This window comes from Acinetobacter sp. Marseille-Q1623, from assembly GCF_902809895.1.
GTDB classification, from domain to species: Bacteria; Pseudomonadota; Gammaproteobacteria; order Pseudomonadales; family Moraxellaceae; genus Acinetobacter; species Acinetobacter piscicola_A.
Genome location: NZ_CADDWG010000001.1, coordinates 797,622 through 817,364 on the forward strand (window position 1 = coordinate 797,622; position 19,743 = coordinate 817,364).

General features: G+C 35.4%; 13 protein-coding genes, 2 pseudogenes and 1 CRISPR repeat array (1 of these 16 cut by a window edge). Of the genes and pseudogenes, 10 read left to right on the forward strand and 5 right to left on the reverse strand.

The window, feature by feature from the left end:
* Positions 1 to 124: 124 nt before the first annotated feature.
* The 3 genes from HUV91_RS03710 (at position 125) to HUV91_RS03720 (ending at position 4,364) form a co-directional block, all read left to right on the forward strand.
* On the forward strand, positions 125 to 1,042 hold the full coding sequence (locus HUV91_RS03710; RefSeq protein WP_130073423.1) for a LysR family transcriptional regulator: 918 nt from the start codon (positions 125 to 127) through the stop codon (positions 1,040 to 1,042).
* Positions 1,043 to 1,587: 545 nt separating this feature from the next.
* Complete coding sequence (locus tag HUV91_RS03715) at positions 1,588 to 2,961, forward strand: MFS transporter (RefSeq protein ID WP_174492561.1); 1,374 nt, start codon at positions 1,588 to 1,590, stop codon at positions 2,959 to 2,961.
* Between the two features lie 101 nt (positions 2,962 to 3,062).
* Positions 3,063 to 4,364 carry a DcaP family trimeric outer membrane transporter gene (locus tag HUV91_RS03720; RefSeq protein ID WP_174492562.1) on the forward strand — a complete coding sequence of 434 codons (1,302 nt, stop codon included), beginning with the start codon at positions 3,063 to 3,065 and terminating at the stop codon, positions 4,362 to 4,364.
* A gap of 121 nt (positions 4,365 to 4,485) precedes the next feature.
* Here the strand turns inward: HUV91_RS03720 and HUV91_RS03725 are convergent.
* Positions 4,486 to 5,358 (reverse strand): annotated as a pseudogene (locus HUV91_RS03725) (DMT family transporter).
* Between the two features lie 137 nt (positions 5,359 to 5,495).
* Here HUV91_RS03725 and HUV91_RS03730 point away from each other — a divergent pair.
* A pseudogene (locus HUV91_RS03730) lies at positions 5,496 to 6,885 on the forward strand (PLP-dependent aminotransferase family protein).
* Between the two features lie 10 nt (positions 6,886 to 6,895).
* Here the strand turns inward: HUV91_RS03730 and HUV91_RS03735 are convergent.
* Both HUV91_RS03735 and HUV91_RS03740 read right to left on the reverse strand, forming a co-directional pair.
* A complete protein-coding gene (locus HUV91_RS03735; protein WP_130073426.1) occupies positions 6,896 to 7,333 on the reverse strand; it encodes a hypothetical protein in 438 nt (145 codons plus the stop codon).
* A 491-nt stretch (positions 7,334 to 7,824) separates the two neighbouring features.
* Positions 7,825 to 9,303, reverse strand: coding sequence for a phospholipase D family protein (locus HUV91_RS03740; RefSeq protein ID WP_174492563.1), 1,479 nt, complete (start codon positions 9,301 to 9,303; stop codon positions 7,825 to 7,827).
* A gap of 192 nt (positions 9,304 to 9,495) precedes the next feature.
* Here HUV91_RS03740 and HUV91_RS03745 point away from each other — a divergent pair, with 192 nt between their 5' ends.
* Both HUV91_RS03745 and HUV91_RS03750 read left to right on the forward strand, forming a co-directional pair.
* A complete protein-coding gene (locus HUV91_RS03745) occupies positions 9,496 to 10,605 on the forward strand; it encodes an S-(hydroxymethyl)glutathione dehydrogenase/class III alcohol dehydrogenase (protein WP_130073428.1) in 1,110 nt (369 codons plus the stop codon).
* 161 nt (positions 10,606 to 10,766) lie between these two features.
* Positions 10,767 to 11,201, forward strand: a complete 435-nt coding sequence (locus tag HUV91_RS03750; RefSeq protein ID WP_174492564.1) for an I78 family peptidase inhibitor — start codon at positions 10,767 to 10,769, stop codon at positions 11,199 to 11,201.
* A 63-nt stretch (positions 11,202 to 11,264) separates the two neighbouring features.
* Here the strand turns inward: HUV91_RS03750 and HUV91_RS03755 are convergent, their stop codons facing one another.
* On the reverse strand, positions 11,265 to 12,470 hold the full coding sequence (locus HUV91_RS03755; protein WP_174492565.1) for an aromatic amino acid transaminase: 1,206 nt from the start codon (positions 12,468 to 12,470) through the stop codon (positions 11,265 to 11,267).
* 290 nt (positions 12,471 to 12,760) lie between these two features.
* Here HUV91_RS03755 and HUV91_RS03760 point away from each other — a divergent pair, with 290 nt between their 5' ends.
* From HUV91_RS03760 to HUV91_RS03770, 3 genes are all read left to right on the forward strand, one after another.
* Positions 12,761 to 13,525 carry an alpha/beta fold hydrolase gene (locus HUV91_RS03760; protein WP_174492566.1) on the forward strand — a complete coding sequence of 255 codons (765 nt, stop codon included), beginning with the start codon at positions 12,761 to 12,763 and terminating at the stop codon, positions 13,523 to 13,525.
* Between the two features lie 502 nt (positions 13,526 to 14,027).
* Positions 14,028 to 16,160, forward strand: a complete 2,133-nt coding sequence (locus tag HUV91_RS03765; RefSeq protein ID WP_227554716.1) for a bifunctional diguanylate cyclase/phosphodiesterase — start codon at positions 14,028 to 14,030, stop codon at positions 16,158 to 16,160.
* Positions 16,161 to 16,539: 379 nt separating this feature from the next.
* Positions 16,540 to 17,601 (forward strand): 3-deoxy-7-phosphoheptulonate synthase, encoded by a 1,062-nt coding sequence (locus HUV91_RS03770; RefSeq protein WP_174492567.1) that lies wholly within the window; start codon positions 16,540 to 16,542, stop codon positions 17,599 to 17,601.
* A 74-nt stretch (positions 17,602 to 17,675) separates the two neighbouring features.
* On the opposite strand, the gene HUV91_RS03775 is transcribed toward HUV91_RS03770, so the two are convergent.
* Positions 17,676 to 18,581, reverse strand: a complete 906-nt coding sequence (locus HUV91_RS03775) for a hypothetical protein (RefSeq protein WP_174492568.1) — start codon at positions 18,579 to 18,581, stop codon at positions 17,676 to 17,678.
* Positions 18,582 to 18,859: 278 nt separating this feature from the next.
* Here HUV91_RS03775 and HUV91_RS03780 point away from each other — a divergent pair, with 278 nt between their 5' ends.
* Positions 18,860 to 19,102 carry a hypothetical protein gene (locus tag HUV91_RS03780; RefSeq protein WP_174492569.1) on the forward strand — a complete coding sequence of 81 codons (243 nt, stop codon included), beginning with the start codon at positions 18,860 to 18,862 and terminating at the stop codon, positions 19,100 to 19,102.
* 315 nt (positions 19,103 to 19,417) lie between these two features.
* Positions 19,418 to 19,743: direct repeats of the CRISPR family, unit length 28 nt; unit sequence GTTCACTGCCGTATAGGCAGCTTAGAAA (it continues 62 nt past the right edge of the window).

A 19,743-nucleotide genomic window follows, 5' to 3' on the forward strand; every position in this document is an offset into this window, starting at 1 on the left:
AATCAGTTTAAAAAAACTTCACTTTGTTGCTAATTTACTTCATGCTATATACCTTAAATGAATAAATTAGGTCTTGTCGAAGATCAATTACGTATTTTTTTATACTTTAAAGGTATTCGTTGTCATGGAACTTAGACATCTTCGTTATTTTGTTGCAGTGGTGGAAGAGCAAAGTTTCACCAAAGCTGCTGAAAAATTATTCATTGCACAGCCGCCATTGAGTCGGCAGATTCAAAATTTGGAAAATGAGCTGGATGTTCAACTATTTATCAGAGGAAGCAGACCATTAAAAACAACAGAAGCAGGTCAATTTTTCTACCAACACGCTGTTAAACTTTTGTCTAATGCTGAAGAAGTAAAGTCTATGACCAAGCGGGTAGGTTTGGCAGATCGGACCTTAAATATTGGTTTTGTAGGTTCATTATTGTTCGGCTTGTTATCAAATATTGTCTATTTATTCAAACAGCAAAATCGAGATGTTAAAATTGAGATGGTCGAAATGACCACAACAGATCAAATTGAGGCATTAAAAGAAGGGCGTATCGATGTCGGTTTTGGGCGTTTACGTATTTCTGATTCTGCGGTCAAACGCGTGTTGTTACGTGAGGAACCCCTCATGGTAGCTGTACATGCGAGTAGCCCTTTAGTACGTCAATATAAAGAAGGCGTTTATTTGGCAGATTTGTTAGATCAACATATTTTATTATATCCAAATCATCATAAACCTAATTTTTCCACTCAAGTACGTCATTTATTTTCTGAATATGGTTTAGATCTAAAAAATGTTCGTGAAGTACGAGAACTGCAACTCGCACTGGGTTTTGTGGCTGCTGCTGAAGGAATCTCAATTGTCCCAAGTAGCGCCCAAAATATTCATTTATCACATTTGCACTTTATACCTTTATTAGATGATGCAGCGGTGAGCCCAATTTTTATGGCAATGCGTAATATGGATGAAAACAATGATATTCACTCATTGTTTGACTGTGTTTATCAGGTATATGACCTTGAACATATCGGCTATGAGCGCCGTGTGCTCTAAAGCAAAATCATTTTTTGCTTGAAAATTAAACATATGTGCTTTTATTGAAGGATAATGAGCACTTGTTTTTTATTATTGTTTATTTTTAGTACATATTAAGTTTGAAGTAGAATAATATTTCACCAGTTATTATAGACCTTTGTCGCAATATAATGATGAACTGATTAGAAAATCGATTCAATATGATTATATTTATAAAAATATTACAAAAAGTAGAAGATAATAAAATGAGTTATTTAAAGGTTAAAAATCATATAACAAGAATTAAAATAAAAATGATTTAGAAAAATTGCGAAAAAATACCATTTAAATTCTCTTTCTATGATTTTTTTAAACAAAATAAAAAAGTGTTGTTAAAACCGTTCATGATTTTATACAAAGGATTAAAAAACATTTTTTGATATAAATTATTGTTATTTAAAGGATAAAAATAAAGCCTACTTTTTAGGTATAGATTTATGCGTAATCGGTTTTGGACATTAAAAACACTTTAATTCATTGTTTGATAAATTTTCTACCGTTCACGCGCAGGAGGCGCAAAGTGTATGGCGAATTTAAATATAAATACAATTGTGGATGAAGCGAAGTTCACCCCATTTCATTGGAATGTATTAATTTGGTGTTTACTGATTATTATTTTTGATGGTTACGATTTAGTTATTTATGGCGTTGCATTACCTTTATTGATGCAAGAGTGGGGATTATCTGCTGTACAAGCAGGTATGCTCGCAAGTACCGCCTTATTTGGCATGATGTTCGGTGCAATGTGCTTTGGAACTTTGTCAGACAAACTTGGTCGTAAAAAAACCATCATGATTTGCGTTGCAATTTTTAGTGGGTTTACTTTTTTAGGTGCATTTGCTTCCAACCCAATTGAATTTGGTATTTTACGTTTCCTTGCAGGCTTAGGCATTGGTGGGGTCATGCCAAACGTTGTGGCACTCATGACCGAATATGCACCCAAAAAGATTCGCAGTACATTGGTGGCTGTGATGTTTAGTGGTTATGCCATTGGTGGGATGACATCTGCATTATTGGGGGCGTGGTTAGTGACAGACTATGGTTGGAAAATCATGTTCTACATTGCCATTATTCCATTTGTTGCTTTACCATTAATTTGGAAGTTTTTACCTGAATCCATCATGTTCTTGACCAATAAGGGGAAAACTGAACAAGTACATCAAACTGTACAAAAAATTGCACCAGAAAAAACGATTTCTGTTGATACCGTATTTGTATTGAATGAAACCACTGTTGGCGATGAAGCGCCATTACGTGCTTTATTTCAACAAGGGCGTACGTTCAGTACATTGATGTTTTGGATCGCTTTCTTTATGTGTTTACTGATGGTGTATGCATTAGGCAGTTGGCTACCAAAATTAATGATTCAAGCAGGTTACTCGCTTGGTGCAAGTATGATTTTCTTATTTGCATTAAATATTGGTGGTATGGTGGGTGCCATTGGTGGCGGGGTATTATCAGACCGATTCCATTTAAAACCTGTATTGACCATTATGTTTGCAGTTGGTGCAATCGCATTAATTTTACTCGGATTTAAAAGCCCACAAGGGGTTTTGTATACACTGATTGCAATCGCAGGTGCAGCAACCATTGGCTCACAAATTTTACTTTACACTTTTGTTGCACAGTTTTATCCAGCCGCTGTCCGTTCTACAGGCATGGGATGGGCTTCAGGTATTGGACGTATTGGTGCAATTGTAGGACCTGTATTAACAGGGGCATTATTAACTTTACAATTGCCACATCAAATGAATTTCTTAGCAATTGCAATTCCAGGGGTAATCGCAGCACTCGCAATTTTCTTGGTGAATTTGAAAGTATCGGTAGACCAAAGCAAAGAGACTTGTTCTTCTGCTTCGCTTAAAAATGAATCAGTAATAGAGTCATCTGTCAATTAAACCAAAGAAAAATATTTTAAGTTTTCTTATATTATTTAATCAGATAAATTTATTCATGGCATCAAAGGATGATGCCATAATCATCAAGAAATGAGGTTTGGATGAATACTCATAACAAATTTTTTAAAGTAAAAACGCTTCTATTGGCTATGGGCGTATGTAGTACTGCACTAACGCATGCACAAGATGTGAATCCTGAAATTGAACAATTGCGTAATGAAATTAATGAGTTACGCCAACTGTTAAATCAGCAAACACAACAGCAACAGCAGCAAGCGGTACAACTGCAAAACTATCAGGAAGAAAAAGCTCAACATGCAGCGAAAGATCATCTTGCACAACGAGGGAGTTTAGCGTTGACGAAAGGTGGGGCTGAAATCAGTGTATATGGAAATGTACGTGCGGATCTTCAATATCAAATAGAAGGTGGTCCAGCAAGTCGAATCTATAACCAAATCAGTACAGTTGCTTTAGATGGCGTCAATGAAAATAGCGACAATCTGAAATCAACCTTGTCGGCGACACGTTTAGGTTTTGATTTTAAAACACCAACCCAAGTCGGTGATGTCGGTGGTAAGCTTGAGGTTGACTTCTTAGGTGGCTCGTCTTTAGATACATTACGTATTCGTCATGCTTATTTAACCTATGGAAATTGGTTGATTGGTCAGACATGGTCAAACTTTGCACCTGTTGATTTTATGCCTGAAGTCGTTGATGCACTTGGCTTTGTCGGTGGTTCAGTCAAACGTACACCACAGCTTCGTTATACGCAAAAATTAAATGCGGATACTAATTTTGTCTATGCTTTAGAAGACCCTAAAGATAGCAGTTCAGATATGCGCTTACCTGCTTTGACAGCACGACTTAACCATAAAATCGTGGATAATCTATCGCTTGGTGCACGTGCAATGGTGACTGAAAAACGTACCAAAGCAGATGAGCAAACAGCATGGGGTGTAGGTGTAGGTTTAAAATATGATGTAACACCAACTACAACATTGAAGGCGGACTACTACCATGTCAATGGTGACAGTAGTTTCGTGTCATGGACGAACCAAGGTTTTGTGACTGATGCGAATAATCAGATTCTTGAAACCAATGAATTTGATTCTATTACTCTAGGTATTACTCAACAATTCAATGAAAAATTGCGTGGTACTTTGGCTTATGGTTATATGAAAGCGGATAAAAATGACCGTTATATCAATGCCCTTGCGGATAAAACCAAAGCCAATAAAGACTTATGGCAAGCATGGGGTAACGTTTTTTATAGTCCAGTTAAGCCACTCAGCTTTGGTGTTGAATATGTTTACGGTGAGCGTGAAGCATTTGGTGCAGCACCAAATGGCAGCAAAACAGGTGAAGATAATCGTGTAAATGCGGTGGCAATGTATAACTTCTAACTTGAAGTGATATGAGTTGAAAAAGTTCCAATAAGTCGAGGTATAACTCTATTTTGGCTTATTGGACTTTTATTTTACATATGATATTTATTAAAAATAACTACATTTTTTAGATAAAAAGTTAAGCATATTTCTTTGCAAGTAGTACACAAATGAAGACCAGACAACTGACCATAAGCATGCTCATCGTGACTTGTTCGCCCAATAAAAAAGTTGAAAGCATTAAGCCAATCAAAGGCTGTAATCATTGAATTTGCCCTATTTTTGCAATACCCCCAAGTGCTAAGCCTTTATACCAAAAGAAAAAACCGATTAACATACTAAAGATAGCAACATAAAAGAGCGCTAAAAATTCAGTAGTTTTAATGCCTGTAAAACTTTGAGGAAAATAATGAATAGTTAAGGGTGCCATGATTGGAAAAGTTAAAACAAGTGCCCAACAAATCACTTGCCAGCTACCTAATTCACGAGATAAATATCCACCTTCAGCATAACCTAGCCCACATAAAATAATCGCAACTAACATATAGGCATCACCAATTGCAACATCTTGGGTTGTACTCTGGCTGAACATAAAGATCAGTACAAAACTGCTGCCGAGTAGGGCAAATAACCAAAATTGAATACTGGGTTTTTCATGTGCTCGAAACACACCAAAAATTGCGGTTGAAAGTGGTAATAAACCAACAAAAACAATGGCACGAGATGAAGGAATACTTTGTAATGCTAAAGCAGTAAACAAAGGAAAACCAAGTACAACACCTAAAGCAACAAGACTTAAAGATTTTATTTGGGGAATACTGGGATATTTTAATTGAAATTTATAAGAAAATAGCAAACAAAAAAGTCCCAAAACTGCTGCAATTGAAGCTCGGGCTACCGTGAGAAATTCAGGACTAAATCCTTGTACTGCAATACGTGTAGCAGGAAGTGAAGCTGCAAAAATTACAACGCCAATCAAACCATTGAGCCAAACTATATTTTGACGATTCATATTTTAAAATCTTGACAAATAAGGCTTATTTAAAGCTTTTATCTTTTTTGAAAAAAGCCACAGTGCAATACAATAAAAAGAAACTGTTATGCTTCTGTATACAGTACAATTTGAAAAAATAGACCAAAGTGCAGCCCATGACGATCAGTAAAATTGAACGAGTCATTGCTTTTATTCAGCAAGAAATTAGCAATAAAAAACTCATATCAGGTACACGTTTAATGTCTGTGCGACAGCTTGCACAACATTTAAACTATTCAGTCTCTACAGTGGTTGAGGCTTATGCGCGTTTAGTGGCTGAGGGTTTAATTGAGGCGCGAACTGGCTCGGGATATTATGTATCCACAAAGATGCAGGTCATTCACAATATTGAAAAACCTGTGCAATACGAACGTGAAGTAGATCCTTTATGGATTTCACGTCAATCTCTAGAGGCTAAAGCTGATGTCATTAAAGCAGGGTGTGGGTGGCTACCTGTGGAATGGATGCCTGAGTTAAGTCTTCGCCGAGCACTCAAATAAGTCGCCAAAGCGGAAGCTTCTCTTTTGGTTGATTATCCTATTCCACATGGTCATTTAGGTTTAAGACAATGGATCGCGCGAAAAAACAAAAAATATGATCTTGAATTGAGCGTTTCTCAAATCTTAATGACCGATTCTGCCACACAAGCGATTGATTTATTATTTCGAAAATTGTTAAAAGCAGGAGATGTCATTTTAGTGGATGATCCATGTTATTTTAATTTTTTAGCTTTAAGTCAAGTACATGATTTACAAGTTATTTCAATTCCATTTACTGAGCATGGTCCAAGCGTACAGCATTTTCAGCAAGCATTATTATATCAACCTAAAATTTATTTAACGAATTCAGGCATCCATAACCCAACAGGTGCAACATTATCTATTGCACATGCGTATCAAATTGCAAAATTAGCAGAACAGGCAAATTTAATCATTATTGAGGATGATATTTTTGCTGAGTTTGAACAGATCCCAGCACCACGTTACTCATCTTTAATGGGATTTGAGCGTGTTATACAAATAGGCAGCTTTTCTAAAACAGTAACGGCGGCTATTCGTTGTGGTTATATTATTTCACATGAAAAATTTATTGATGAATGTATTGATTTAAAAATTGCCACCAATTTTAGTGGTGGGCATTTAAATGCAGAAATTATTTATCAAGCTTTACTGGATAGTAGCTATAAAAAGCATCTGGATAACTTACATAAAAAATTATTAAAAAACAATGCAGTTCACGATTCAATCATTGTTTAAACTTGGAATTGAACCTGTGATTATTCCTAAAGCAGGCATTTTCTTGTGGTGTCAGTTACCTGAGCAGATGAATGCTTCAGTTTTATCAAAATTATGCTTGAAACAGGGCGTTATTTTAGCACCAGGAAACTCATTTAGTCAGTCACCCGATGCAGGACAATTTATGCGTTTTAATGTTGCACAATGTGGGCATAAAAAAGTATTTGATGTTTTAGAAAATGCAATGGAGGAAATGAAGAATATTCAATGAATATCATTGTTTAATCAGTATATTCTACATAATCCCAAAGATTTAAACGGGCTTTAATTTCACTACGAATATTGGGCAATAGGGGTAACAGTGTACCATCGATCCATAAACTAAGTGCTTGAGTTGAGATTTTTCGTTGTGTAGCGTCAACAAGATGTGCACCTTTGACCACAATCAAAGTTTGTTCAGACACAATAGTTTCAATTCCTTTAAACAGAACCTGTAAGCTGTGACCTGTGTCCATGATTTGCCACTCTAGTTCTATTTCTATGTTTTTATTCGACTTTAAAATAGCTTGACCTTCGAGAAAATCATGTGTAGATAGACAGTCATGATCTACTCTTACTTTACTTAAAAACCACTCCTGCATTTTTAACTCATCTAAAGTGTGGTGGGGGACTAAAATATCATCAAGATTAAATTTTTGGCTTAAATCGAAAAATTGCATGGGAGGAAAACTTATAACAAAATAAACAATGAAAAATCATATTTTATGCCAAGCATCGTTGAGAGTAAAACCTTTGCAATACTTGGCTATTCTTCTGTATAAAGAAACATCACTGACTGATTGGATTTTATTTTGATGGCGACACAAGACGTTGCAAGCCCTATAGATCTTCATATATTAAAAAGTGTGAAAATATTCATTATAGTACTTTAGATTTTTCTGAAGCCATGCATGAACTTCGACATAAATTTTATGCCTTAAACTTTGATTGTTAAGTCAGAAAATTATTAAAACCTATTAACATTTATTTGGTATGGAATCATATTTTACATCACATGTGATGTAAAATCATGGGTTATATATGTCTACACGAAAACACGTTCAAAGTCAGCATATTTCAAAGACATCGACTTGGTGATACAAAAAGAAAGCTTATGTTTGTTTGAGTACAAAGCTTGACTGTGATGCCTAACTTTAAATATATAAATAAGTTACATCATCCATTCAATTGGCAAATACGAGACACTATGCATGACACCACGCTGAAAACGCGTTGTTTCAGGTTCTTGAGTGTATTTTTTGATACTGCCATCGGGTTGGTGGTCATACCAATTAATTTTGCCTTGTGAATCGAGTTTAAGTTCATAAGCAACTTTTAAAAGATAGGTGTCAAGTAATAATGACACTTGTTCTTGTAGTTGATCTGACTCAACCACTAAGCCAACTTCAGTATTTAAGTTAAAAGAACGAGGATCAAGATTAAAAGAACCAATAAAAACTTTATTGTCTATATCAATAAATTTGGCATGTAAACTCGATTTGTTTTTACCTTTTTTAGGAATGACATTGCCTGTAACCACTTCATACCAGGTTCGATTTTTACGCTCAATATAAGGTTTAAACTCATAGAGTTTTACACCACTTTTCAATAAATCTGTACGATATTTTTGATAAAAAGCATGTACTAGTGCAACATCATTGGCGACAAAGGAGTTGGTCGAAACGCGAACATCAACGCCTTGCTTGGGGAACTGTGCTAAATATTGTGTACCTACTTTCGTTGGCACAAAATAAGCTGAAATTAAGTCCATTTCTTGTTTTGGTTCACCTAAATGTTGACGAATTTGGTGAGAAATTAATTCGCCATTTTGGGCTTGTCCTAAGGTTTTTTTAGGTGAATCTGCAAGGAAATGAGCACGTGCCCAATTGATACGATTTTGTTTAAGTTGATGGGCGAGTTCTCGTTGTTCAGTATCGACTTTTATATCTGTATCAGGTTCTTTTTGTTCTAGTTTTTGATAGTCTAATCTTAACTTTTCTAGATCTTTAGCATTGCCTTGAGTAATAAATTGCTGATTTGGATAGCTTAAATCATTATTCCAAAAGTTTGAAAATACAGTGTTTGCACCATGTACTGCTGTACCAAAAAATAAAATATCCATATCTGTAAACTGGAAGGATTCACTGGCATCAAAATATTCGCTGCTAATATTACGCCCACCAGTGACCGCAATAATACCATCGGCAATGATGAGCTTATTATGCATACGATGATTAATTTGTTTTAAACGAAAAATATAATCTAAGACTCTGAAGTGTCTAAATTTATAAGGGTTATAGAGTTTAATTTCAATATTGGGATGTGTGCTTAATGCTTTTAATTGAGGGTCTATTTTTGTACCATTTTGGTCATCAATCAACACACGAACTTTTACGCCACGATCAGCCGCTTTAAGTAATTCATGTAGCATCAGATTGCCAATAAAATCATCAGCCCAAATGTAATACTGTAAGTCTAGACTATATTTCGCTTGACGAATCAGGTGGATGCGAGCAGCAATACTTTGGAATGCATCACTCATTGCTAAATAAGCAGTCAAACCCCGTTGTAACTGAGTCTTAGTATCCTCTCCATTCAGCCAGTGTTCACTGTGAATCTGAGGTTCATTGGTAGGTTTAGACTGATTCATAGGCAAACTGCATCCTGACAAAAAAGTGAAGCTAAGCGTGATGGCGATAAAAGATGGTGAATATTTCATTCTTATTGAATAAATTGTTAAATTTTTATAAATCATAACACTAGTTATTGGTTGAATCATTAAATGAAAAAAGGTTACTGTAGCTAATCTGTTAAAGAACGACCCCATGAAGGATGATGCTATATGAAATCACGTGCAGCGGTGGCATTTGCGCCAGGAAAACCTTTGGAAATTGTGGAGATTGATGTTGCTCCACCACAAAAAGGTGAAGTGTTGGTTAAAATTACCCATACAGGTGTGTGCCATACAGATGCATTTACTTTATCTGGTGAAGATCCAGAAGGTGTATTTCCCGCAGTACTGGGACATGAAGGTGCAGGCATTGTGGTGCAAGTCGGTGAAGGAGTAACCTCTGTTGCGGTGGGTGATCATGTTATTCCACTTTATACCGCAGAGTGTGGTGAATGTTTATTTTGTAAATCAGGCAAAACCAACTTATGTACAGCCGTCCGAGCAACCCAAGGTAAAGGTGTAATGCCTGATGGTACAACACGTTTTTCATATAATGGCGAGCCAATTTATCACTATATGGGATGTTCAACCTTTAGTGAATATACCGTTGTTGCAGAGGTGTCATTAGCAAAAATCAATCCTGAGGCAAATCCTGAGCAAGTATGTTTACTCGGTTGTGGTGTAACTACAGGTATTGGTGCAGTACACAATACAGCGAAAGTACAAGAAGGTGACTCAGTTGCAGTCTTTGGTTTGGGTGGAATCGGTTTGGCTGTAGTGCAAGGTGCTCGTCAAGCAAAAGCAGGGCGTATTATTGTTGTAGATACCAACCCAGAGAAATTTAAACTGGCTGAAGAGTTTGGCGCAACTGATTTCTTAAACCCAAAAGATTATGATCAACCTATTCAACAAGTGATTGTAGAAATGACAGGTTGGGGTGTGGATCATTCATTTGAATGTATTGGTAATACCAATGTGATGCGTTCAGCACTTGAATGTGCCCATCGCGGTTGGGGGCAATCTGTGATTATCGGTGTTGCGGGTGCAGGTCAAGAAATTTCAACGCGTCCATTCCAATTGGTGACAGGACGTAAATGGATGGGAACTGCATTTGGTGGGGTTAAAGGTCGTAGTCAATTGCCAGGTATGGTTGAAGATGCAATGAAAGGTGAGATTCAATTGGAGCCTTTTGTCACACATACGATGAGCTTGGACAAAATCAATGAAGCATTTGATTTAATGCATGAAGGTAAGTCAATTCGTACAGTGATTCATTTTTAAGTTTGGCGGATTTAACTCGCAAGTACGACAGTTACTTTAGAGATTTTAAAAGTCAGTGGAATTAAATTCTGCTGACTTTTTTATTAATTTTTGCAAGAAGTTGACATTAAATTTGCATAAGTTTGCTAGTCTAGAGCCTTTATTTTGACTTTAAATTATTTATGAAAAATATTGTATTTTCTAGTGTTATTCTACTTTTCTTAAGTGCCTGTTCTACCGTTCAAAATCAACAGGAAGCAGCACCATTGATTGGGATGTCAAATCCTGCAAGTCAATACTGTGTTGAGCAAGGTGGCAAACTTGAAATTGTGAAAGAAGCACAAGGCGAAGTTGGTTATTGTTATTTGAAAGATGGGCAAAAAGTAGAAGAGTGGGCATTGTTTCGTCAAAACCAAGCACAATGTGTTGCAGATGAAGCTAAAAAACTGATTGGGCAAGTTGCTACAGACGATGCTCAGTTAAAGCAACAAACTAAAGCACAAAATATTCGTCGTGTTGCACCTCAGCAACCAATGACAATGGATTTTCGTTCAGAGCGTTTAACCTTGGTGATTGATCCAAATACCAAAAAAATTCTGAAAGCAAGTTGTGGTTAAGTAGCAAAGCTATCGTTGAAGTAAAAAACCCAAGCGAACTTGGGTTTTACTCTAATTTAACAATTAAGCTGTTGCTTTAATGACTTCAGCAAATGCATTTGCAACTGTGTCAATATTATTTAAGTTCAGACCTGCCGCACACATACGACCACTACGTACTAAATAAATACCGTATTGATCTTTTAATGTATCCACTTGTTCAGCAGTTAAACCTGTGTAGCTGAACATACCTTGTTGTTTCACAAGATAGCTAAAATCACGTTCAGGCAATGCTGCTTCAAGTTTTGCCTTTAATAGCTCACGCATTTTGATAATACGTTCACGCATTTCTTGTAGTTCAGCTTTCCAGTTTGCAGCCAAAGCTTCATCGTGCAATACATTATCTACAATCAAAGCGCCTGTTGTTGCTGGGCTTGAATAGATACGACGTACAGTTGCTTTTAATTGACCCAAAACTTTCTGTGCAGTTTCTGCATCATCACAAACGAAGCTTAAGCCACCAACACGTTCACCATACAATGAGAAAATTTTAGAGAAAGAGTTACTCACAATAAAGTTCATACCAGATTGGTCTAAGGCACGAATTGCATAAGCATCTTCTTCTAAACCTTGACCAAAACCTTGATATGCAATATCTAAGAATGGAATGAGATCACGTGCTTTTAATACTTCAATCACACGATCCCATTGTGCAGGGGTTAAATCTGCGCCTGTTGGATTATGACAACATGGGTGCAGCAAAACGATGCCTTTTGCTGGAATTTGATTTAAATCTTCGAGCATTGCTTCAATGTTGACACCATTGGTTGCAGCATCAAAATAGCGATAGAAATGAGAGTTTACACCCGCACCATTAAAAATAGCGATATGGTTTTCCCAAGTCGGTTGGCTCACCCAGATATCAGATTCAGGAAAGTATTTTTTTAAGAAATCTGCACCGACTTTAAGCGCACCTGAGCCACCTAAAGTTTGAATCGTTACAACACGACCGTCTTTACGTGCTTGTGAATTTTCGCCAAATACAAGTGCTTGTGTTGCTTGATTATAAGTTTTAGAACCATCCATTGGTAAGTAAAGTTTTACTTTATCATTTAAAGGTTCAATATTTTTAAGTGCAGTTTTAACCGCTTCAAGCTGAGGAACAATATTGTCCTCATTATAATATAAACCAATACTCAAATTTACTTTTTGAGTACGTGCATCCTTACTATACTCTTCCATCAACGAAAGAATTGGATCACCTGCATAAGAATCGACGTGTTGAAACATGGTGAAAAGTCCTAAATCAAACAAAGTTATTGTGCTTAGATAATATAAGCGAAATTTTGACTGACTCAACTCAGGATTGAAGATAAATTCTTATAAATGATTCAACTTTAGTTTATATCGCGAGTAAATTTTATGCTTTTATAGCAAAAATATAAATTTAAGCCATATTCTTCTTTCAATCACTTTATTTAGACAGGAACATTAGGCTATAGATACAATAAAATATTGTTCAAGTTCAGCGATATTCCGATCATAATAGCGGTCTAATTTTGCAAATATTTGGAATTCCTATGTTATTAAATTATCAATGGCATCAACCTGAAGATGATCAGCAACGTACGCCGCTTGTGCTTATTCATGGTTTGTTTGGCAGTTTGAGCAACTTAGGTGGAATTGCACGTGCTTTGTATGCCACACATCCTGTCTTGCAAATTGATGTGCGTAATCATGGTCAATCACCCCATTCGAGTGAAATGAACTACCAAGTGATGGCACAAGATATTTTAGAAAGCTTAGATCATTTAAATATTCAGCAGTTTTCTGTCATTGGTCATAGCATGGGCGGAAAAGTGGCAATGAAACTGACAGAGCTTGCCGCCGAACGTTTAGAACAGTTGGTGATTTTAGATATTGCACCATTTGCCTATCAAGAAAATCATCATGATCAAATTTTTAAAGCTTTATTTGCCGTTAAAAATGCCGCTATTCAGAGTCGCAAAGAGGCGACAGAAATTATGCGTGAATTTTTGAAAGAAGAAATGGTCATTCAATTCCTTTTAAAATCATTCAATAAAGGGCAATGGTTGTTTAATGTTGATGCCTTATATGCACATTACCAAGATATTTTGTCATGGAAAGACATTCCACAATGGACAAAATCAACGCTATTTATACGCGGTCAGGCATCGCCGTATATCGGAAAATCTTTGCATATAGATGCAATTGATTCTCAATTTGAAAGTGCGGAAATTCAAACTGTAGAAAATGCTGGACATTGGTTACATGCAGAACAACCTGAAAAAGTGAATTATTTAATTCAGCATTATTTAAATTAAAAATTAGAATTATTTAAAAAAAATAATAGATAATGTTTTTTGATTAAACTTAACTTAACGTAAACAATAATATTTTATGTAAAGTTAAGTTTATATTGTTTATAAAAAAATATAATGATATTAATGTTTTGAAAGGATAATACTTATATTGTTTATATAGTGTAGAAAATATCATTTTATTTTAAATAAATGTGGTATATTTCACATTATTGTTTACTTCGTATTGGGTGAGAAAGTTAATTCTATCCAAAGGCTTAACTTCTTGTATTGTACAAATTTTACAAATCATTTTATCCTGAAGGTTGATTAAGCATCTTTTTAAAACTAAAATTTAGGTAATTTAAAACTTTAAATTATTTTTTATAAATCAAAGTTTAAGGTTTTGAAGCTTATATTGGAAAAGATGGTATAAGTCATGCTTAAATGTTTAGCTTTTAGCTAGACGTTGTAAGATGAAATGTTAGTAAATATATCAATTTAGTTTTTGCAAAAAGGATCGGATATGACTCGATTAGATTTGCTTCATGATACACAAATGGGTCAGACGGATACGTCTAAAACAACGATTGTTCCTGCAAAAACAGTAATTAGTGATGAAGTTAAACTGACATTAGACTTATTGCCTCATCTTGTTTGGATTAAACGAGGCGATGCGGTCTATGGTAACACTGCACTGAGAGAATATTTAGGTGCAGAGCAATCCCTACAGGATTGTGAGTGGTTGAAATTCGTTTATCAAGAAGATGCTGAGCATTTATATAATTTGTGGAATAATGCTCAAAAAACTGGACGAAAATTTGAAAAAGAATGTCGTATTCGTGATGTTAATGATCAATACCACTGGTTTTTATTTGTAGCGCAAAGCCATATTGGCAATGGGCGAGAGTTTGATTGGACGATTACTTGTACTAATATTCATGAACGAGCACTGATGCTACGTGAAACGGCAGATACTTTGCGTGCGCATACCGATATGCTCGATGTGAGTGTTGATTGTATTAAGATTGTACGCCCAAATGGTACAGTTTCACATATGAATCGTTCTGGCTGTATTGCATTATTAGGGCAAGAAAAAGTCAAAAAATTTGATATGGAATGGCTCAGCCTTTTACCTCCAGAAGTACGAGATAAAGGACAAATTGCCATTACTTCGGCTGCAAAAGGTAAAAATGCACGTTTTGCAGGCATGAGTGGTGAAGGTGATGCACGTCAATATTGGGATAATATTTTAACGCCTGTCGTGAATGATGAAGGTCAAACCACAAGTATTTTATGTGTTTCTCGAGATATCACTTTACAGCGTATTGCCGAGAATAAATTACGGATCAGTAGTGAGCTTGATGAATTAACAGGTTTAATGAATCGTCGTTCTTTTAAGCAAAATCTCAAAAAATCTCTAATCAAAGCGAAAAGAAATAAACAAAAAATAGGTTTAATGCTGATTGACCTAGATCACTTTAAACATATTAATGATACGCTTGGTCATCCTGCGGGGGATCATTTGTTACGTATTTTATCTAAGCGTTTAAATCGTAGTTGTGATGAAAATACCTACGTCGCACGCTTAGGTGGTGATGAATTTGCTGTTGTAGTGAATGATTTAAAAGATATTGAACATTTTAAGAGAGCAGCACAAAATGTTTTAAAACAGTTAGATCAACCTATTACTTATTTGGGTAAGTTAATTAATGGTGGCATGAGTATTGGGGGCGCTTTATATCCAGATGATGCGAAAGATAGTTCAAATCTCTTAAAATTTGCGGATACTGCTTTAAATAGCCTAAAAGAAGGTGGCCGCGGAGGGGTACGTTTCTTTAATCAAGAAATGTTAGACATTACCATCCAAAAAGCAGCTCAATTAGAAACAGCCCGTCAAATTGTTCGTGACAATAGCATCCACCCCTATTATCAACCTAAAGTAAATCTGCAAACAGGAAAAATCATTGGTTTTGAAGCATTATTGCGTTGGGAACATCCAGAATTAGGGATTCAATTTCCTAGTTCTGTCGCTGAAGCGTTTAATGATTATGAGCTCGCGACAAAAATTGCTGAAACAATGCATGTTAAAGTTTTTAGTGATATAGAGCAGTGGATTCAATCTGGTTTAGACGTTGTTCCAGTTTCCATTAATGCCTCACCTGTTGAATTCATGCGGGATAATTATGCTGAAATTTTATTGAAACGTCTCGAAAAATACCAAGTCCCATATCATTTGATAGAGATTGAAATTACTGAACATATTTTAGCAGAGCGTGGTTATATTTATGTTGCGCGTGCGCTCAAAAAATTGAAACAAGTGGGTGTTCGCATTGCATTGGATGATTTTGGGACAGGTCATTCATCTTTAACTCATTTACATGATTATCCTGTAGATAGTTTAAAAATTGACTGTGGTTTTGTGCATCGAATGAATAGTGAATTACCTATTCATGCCATTGTGCAGGGTATTTCTCAACTCGGTCCAATCTTATCATTAGATATTATTGCTGAGGGCATTGAAACAGAAGAACAGCTTGAAAGTTTAAAACAAGTAGGGTGTAACCTTGGTCAAGGTTTCTTATTTAGTCGTGCAATTGATGCATCTACTGTTGTTAAGATGTTGAGCAACAAAAAGCTGCAAATAAAAATGAATTAATTTTTCAAAAAGTACTTGTCAAATGAGGTAAGTACGAGTATTTTAATTTCATACAGATTTTTTATGTGAATAAAATGTTAGTTAAACCTTTGATCAATAACGTATCTTATTATTTTTGGCAGTTCTTTAAGTAATTGCCTGAATACGTTTGGGCATAAAGTTGCCCTTCAAAGTTAATACCTGATCGGCAACCCCGATCAGGTTTTTTTATGCATTTAATTTTAGATTTTTGGAGAATACAATGAACACATTTAACGATACATACTTTAGCTACTTTTATTGGTTTCACTTTAGCCGCGCGATGACACCTATTTTGCAATCGAATAGACCCCATAAGCTCAAATAAAAGATTGGACTTGAAGTCCCAAAGGAAAAAATGATGAATATGTTAAACCAAGCTTTACAACACACAGCCAAAGTAGAAACACAACTCAGCACACCTATTCAATTAAAACAACAATTTCCATTAAGTCATTCTCTTGCTGTGCAAATTGCAGAACAGCGTCAAACAATTAAAAATATTCTTTCAGGTCAAGATTCACGTTTAATGGTGATTACAGGACCATGTTCGATCCATGATCCTGTTGCAGCTTTAGAATATGCACAAAAATTAAAGCATTTACAAAGCTTGGTATCAGATCAAATTTTCCTTGTTATGCGTACATATATTGAAAAACCAAGAACCACAGTAGGTTGGAAAGGTTATATGTATGACCCTCAGTTAAATGGTTCTTCAAATTTACAATTAGGTTTAGAAAAATCACGAGAATTATTCTTAAATATTATTGAAATGGGATTGCCTATTGCCAGTGAAATTTTAAGTCCCATGGCGACAGGATATTTTGATGATTTACTGGCTTGGGGTGCGATTGGCGCGCGTACAAGTGAGTCACAGATTCATCGTGAAATTTCGAGTCATATGCCTTTCGCGATTGGATTTAAAAATGGTACAGATGGTTCAATTCAGATTGCTTTAGATGCAATTCAATCTGCAATGCATTCACATCAATTTTTGGGAATGGGTCAACATGGCTTACCTTGTGTGTTGGATAGTCAAGGTAATCCTTTGGCGCATTTAATTTTGCGTGGCTCAAACTCAGGCTCAAATTATGATTTAGCTTCAATACAAGCAATTCGTAAACGCCATCAGGGTAATTTACCTGCATTGGTGATTGATTGTAGTCATGGTAATAGTGCAAAAAATCCATTGAAGCAGCCAGAAGTTTTAGCTCAAATTATTGCTGAGCGTAAAGAAAGCCATGTGCGTGGTGTGATGTTGGAAAGTCATTTAGTCGATGGTCAACAGAAAATTTCTGATGATATGATTTATGGTCAGTCTGTGACAGATGGCTGTTTAGGTTGGGAGAAAACGCAAAATTTATTGTTAGAAATGCATGATAATATGCAGACTGCCCAACAAATCATGACTTGTTCTGCTTAAAATGAGAATGATTAAAGCTCTTCTATGGAGCTTTAATCATTTGTTTGTTCTTGCTATTTAATTTTAGCTTGTGATTATTTTACAATTTTATTGATCATTGGCTGAACGATTTTATACAGGAAAAATCCTATCAAAATAAAAAGATATAATGGCCAAATTGAAATCAGAAGAATAAGAAAGTCGAGTAGGAATTGCCAACCGAATTGGATTGCGTAGCGTATTCTATTCCTAAAATGCTCACCATTTAACTGAGCAATATCATTAAGATTGACATCTATGCGTTCACGTACAATCGTGGGTTGATCAATGTTTAGATGAATGGTACTAAAATGAATACGGTCTTGTATTTCGAGTTGGGTTAAACGAGAAATTTCATTCAGTTGGGCATTTGATTGTGCCGTAGTTGATATTTGGCTTTGTTGTACTTTTTCTTCTAGAAGCTTTAACTCATAACGCTTTGCAGAGTATTGTTGTTGATTGAAGAAATACATCAGTGGTAAAAGTTGATTCACAAATGTTGCTGCATTTTCACTTGGGATTCTGATAATTAAATCTGCCTCAGGACGGATTTTTTCAAAAATTTTGACTTTACCCTTAGAAATATTTTGGGATTTTGCTTCTAATACTGTGTAATTCATATTTTTTTGTTCAATAAAACCACCCATTTTTAAACAGAGCTGTTCAATGGCAAGAGTCGTTTTTACAACATCTAGGGCAGAAAAATTGACACTCGCTTCACGAACCATCTGCCGTGTTGTGTCAACAGCATTTGCTTCTGGATTTAAGATCGTTTCGGGTTTTTGTGTTGTTATTGGTGTTGTTTGGGCTTGTGGGGTGGTTGAAGTATCTAGCTGATTATTTGATGCTGCATGAATAGAGTTTTCTTGGGCTTCATTGCCAGATGGCTCGGCTTCTTGTTTTTTTGAGCAAGCCGTTAAACATAGACAAGAGAGCGTGATGATTAAAAAGTTGTTTTTCATTTTTTGAATAACTTTAAAATGTTTAGAGGAATTATAATGAAAGTTAAACATTAAACCTTATTATTTTGTGAATCGTTGTCTTTGAGAATTTTTAGGTGGGTATACCTCTAATGAGTTTGTGGCTGGTTTTTTAACTGTCGCGCTTGTTCGTTGAGTCCATCATCATATATTAACGAGATATTCTCAGTTTATGCCCACAATCTTTCCACAAAGTTGTGGGTTTTTTTATCAAAAAAATTATTATATATTGATAATAATAGTATGAATTGGAGCGTAAGATGAATATCTGTATAGGTGGTTGTTGGCATGGAAGTAAACTGTTAGTAGATCAGAAATCGGATTATTTTTTAGCGAAAGACAGAGTGACGAGCAAACCTACAAGATATGAAAGATTACAGATATTATGTACGAATGAAATCAAAAATTTTTGGGTTGCAGATAGTTTAAATTGTTTAGAGATTACTCACAAGATACAACCTTATTTAGATAATTTACGCTCAAATTTAGATTATCAAATTTAAAGAATAATTTTTTAAAATGTATATTGAGGCATGTTGAGCATCAAATGGGTGTTAGGAGTGCACTAACATCCTATACGCTTAGCAAAAGAGTGAAGTGATTCATCATGTAAAATAATACAGCTATGTATGATTTTTTATGATAATAGATTGTTAAATTAAGTTATTGGGTAAGAGAAGATTTTAACCAATATTTTTTTGAATATTTAATACGTTAATAAAATCAATAATTTATAGACCTGGTTCAAAACTTGGGTATTTTGATATTTTAAGTTTTAACTCACTGTTATATCTTCTTTTTTTTGCTATATTATTACTGTTCACTGCCGTATAGGCAGCTTAGAAATAGATCTAAGCGTTGTCTATTTAGTTCTTCACGTTCACTGCCGTATAGGCAGCTTAGAAAACCCACTTACGATTTGGTAAATAACAAGGGCCGTTCACTGCCGTATAGGCAGCTTAGAAAAATCGCTCTAAATCTAAATGATGTATCAATGCGTTCACTGCCGTATAGGCAGCTTAGAAAAGTAGGCCTAGATAGCTGTTTGAGTGATTAAGGTTCACTGCCGTATAGGCAGCTTAGAAACATCCCCCCTGCAAAGCATAGATAGGCTTTACGTTCACTGCCGTATAGGCAGCTTAGA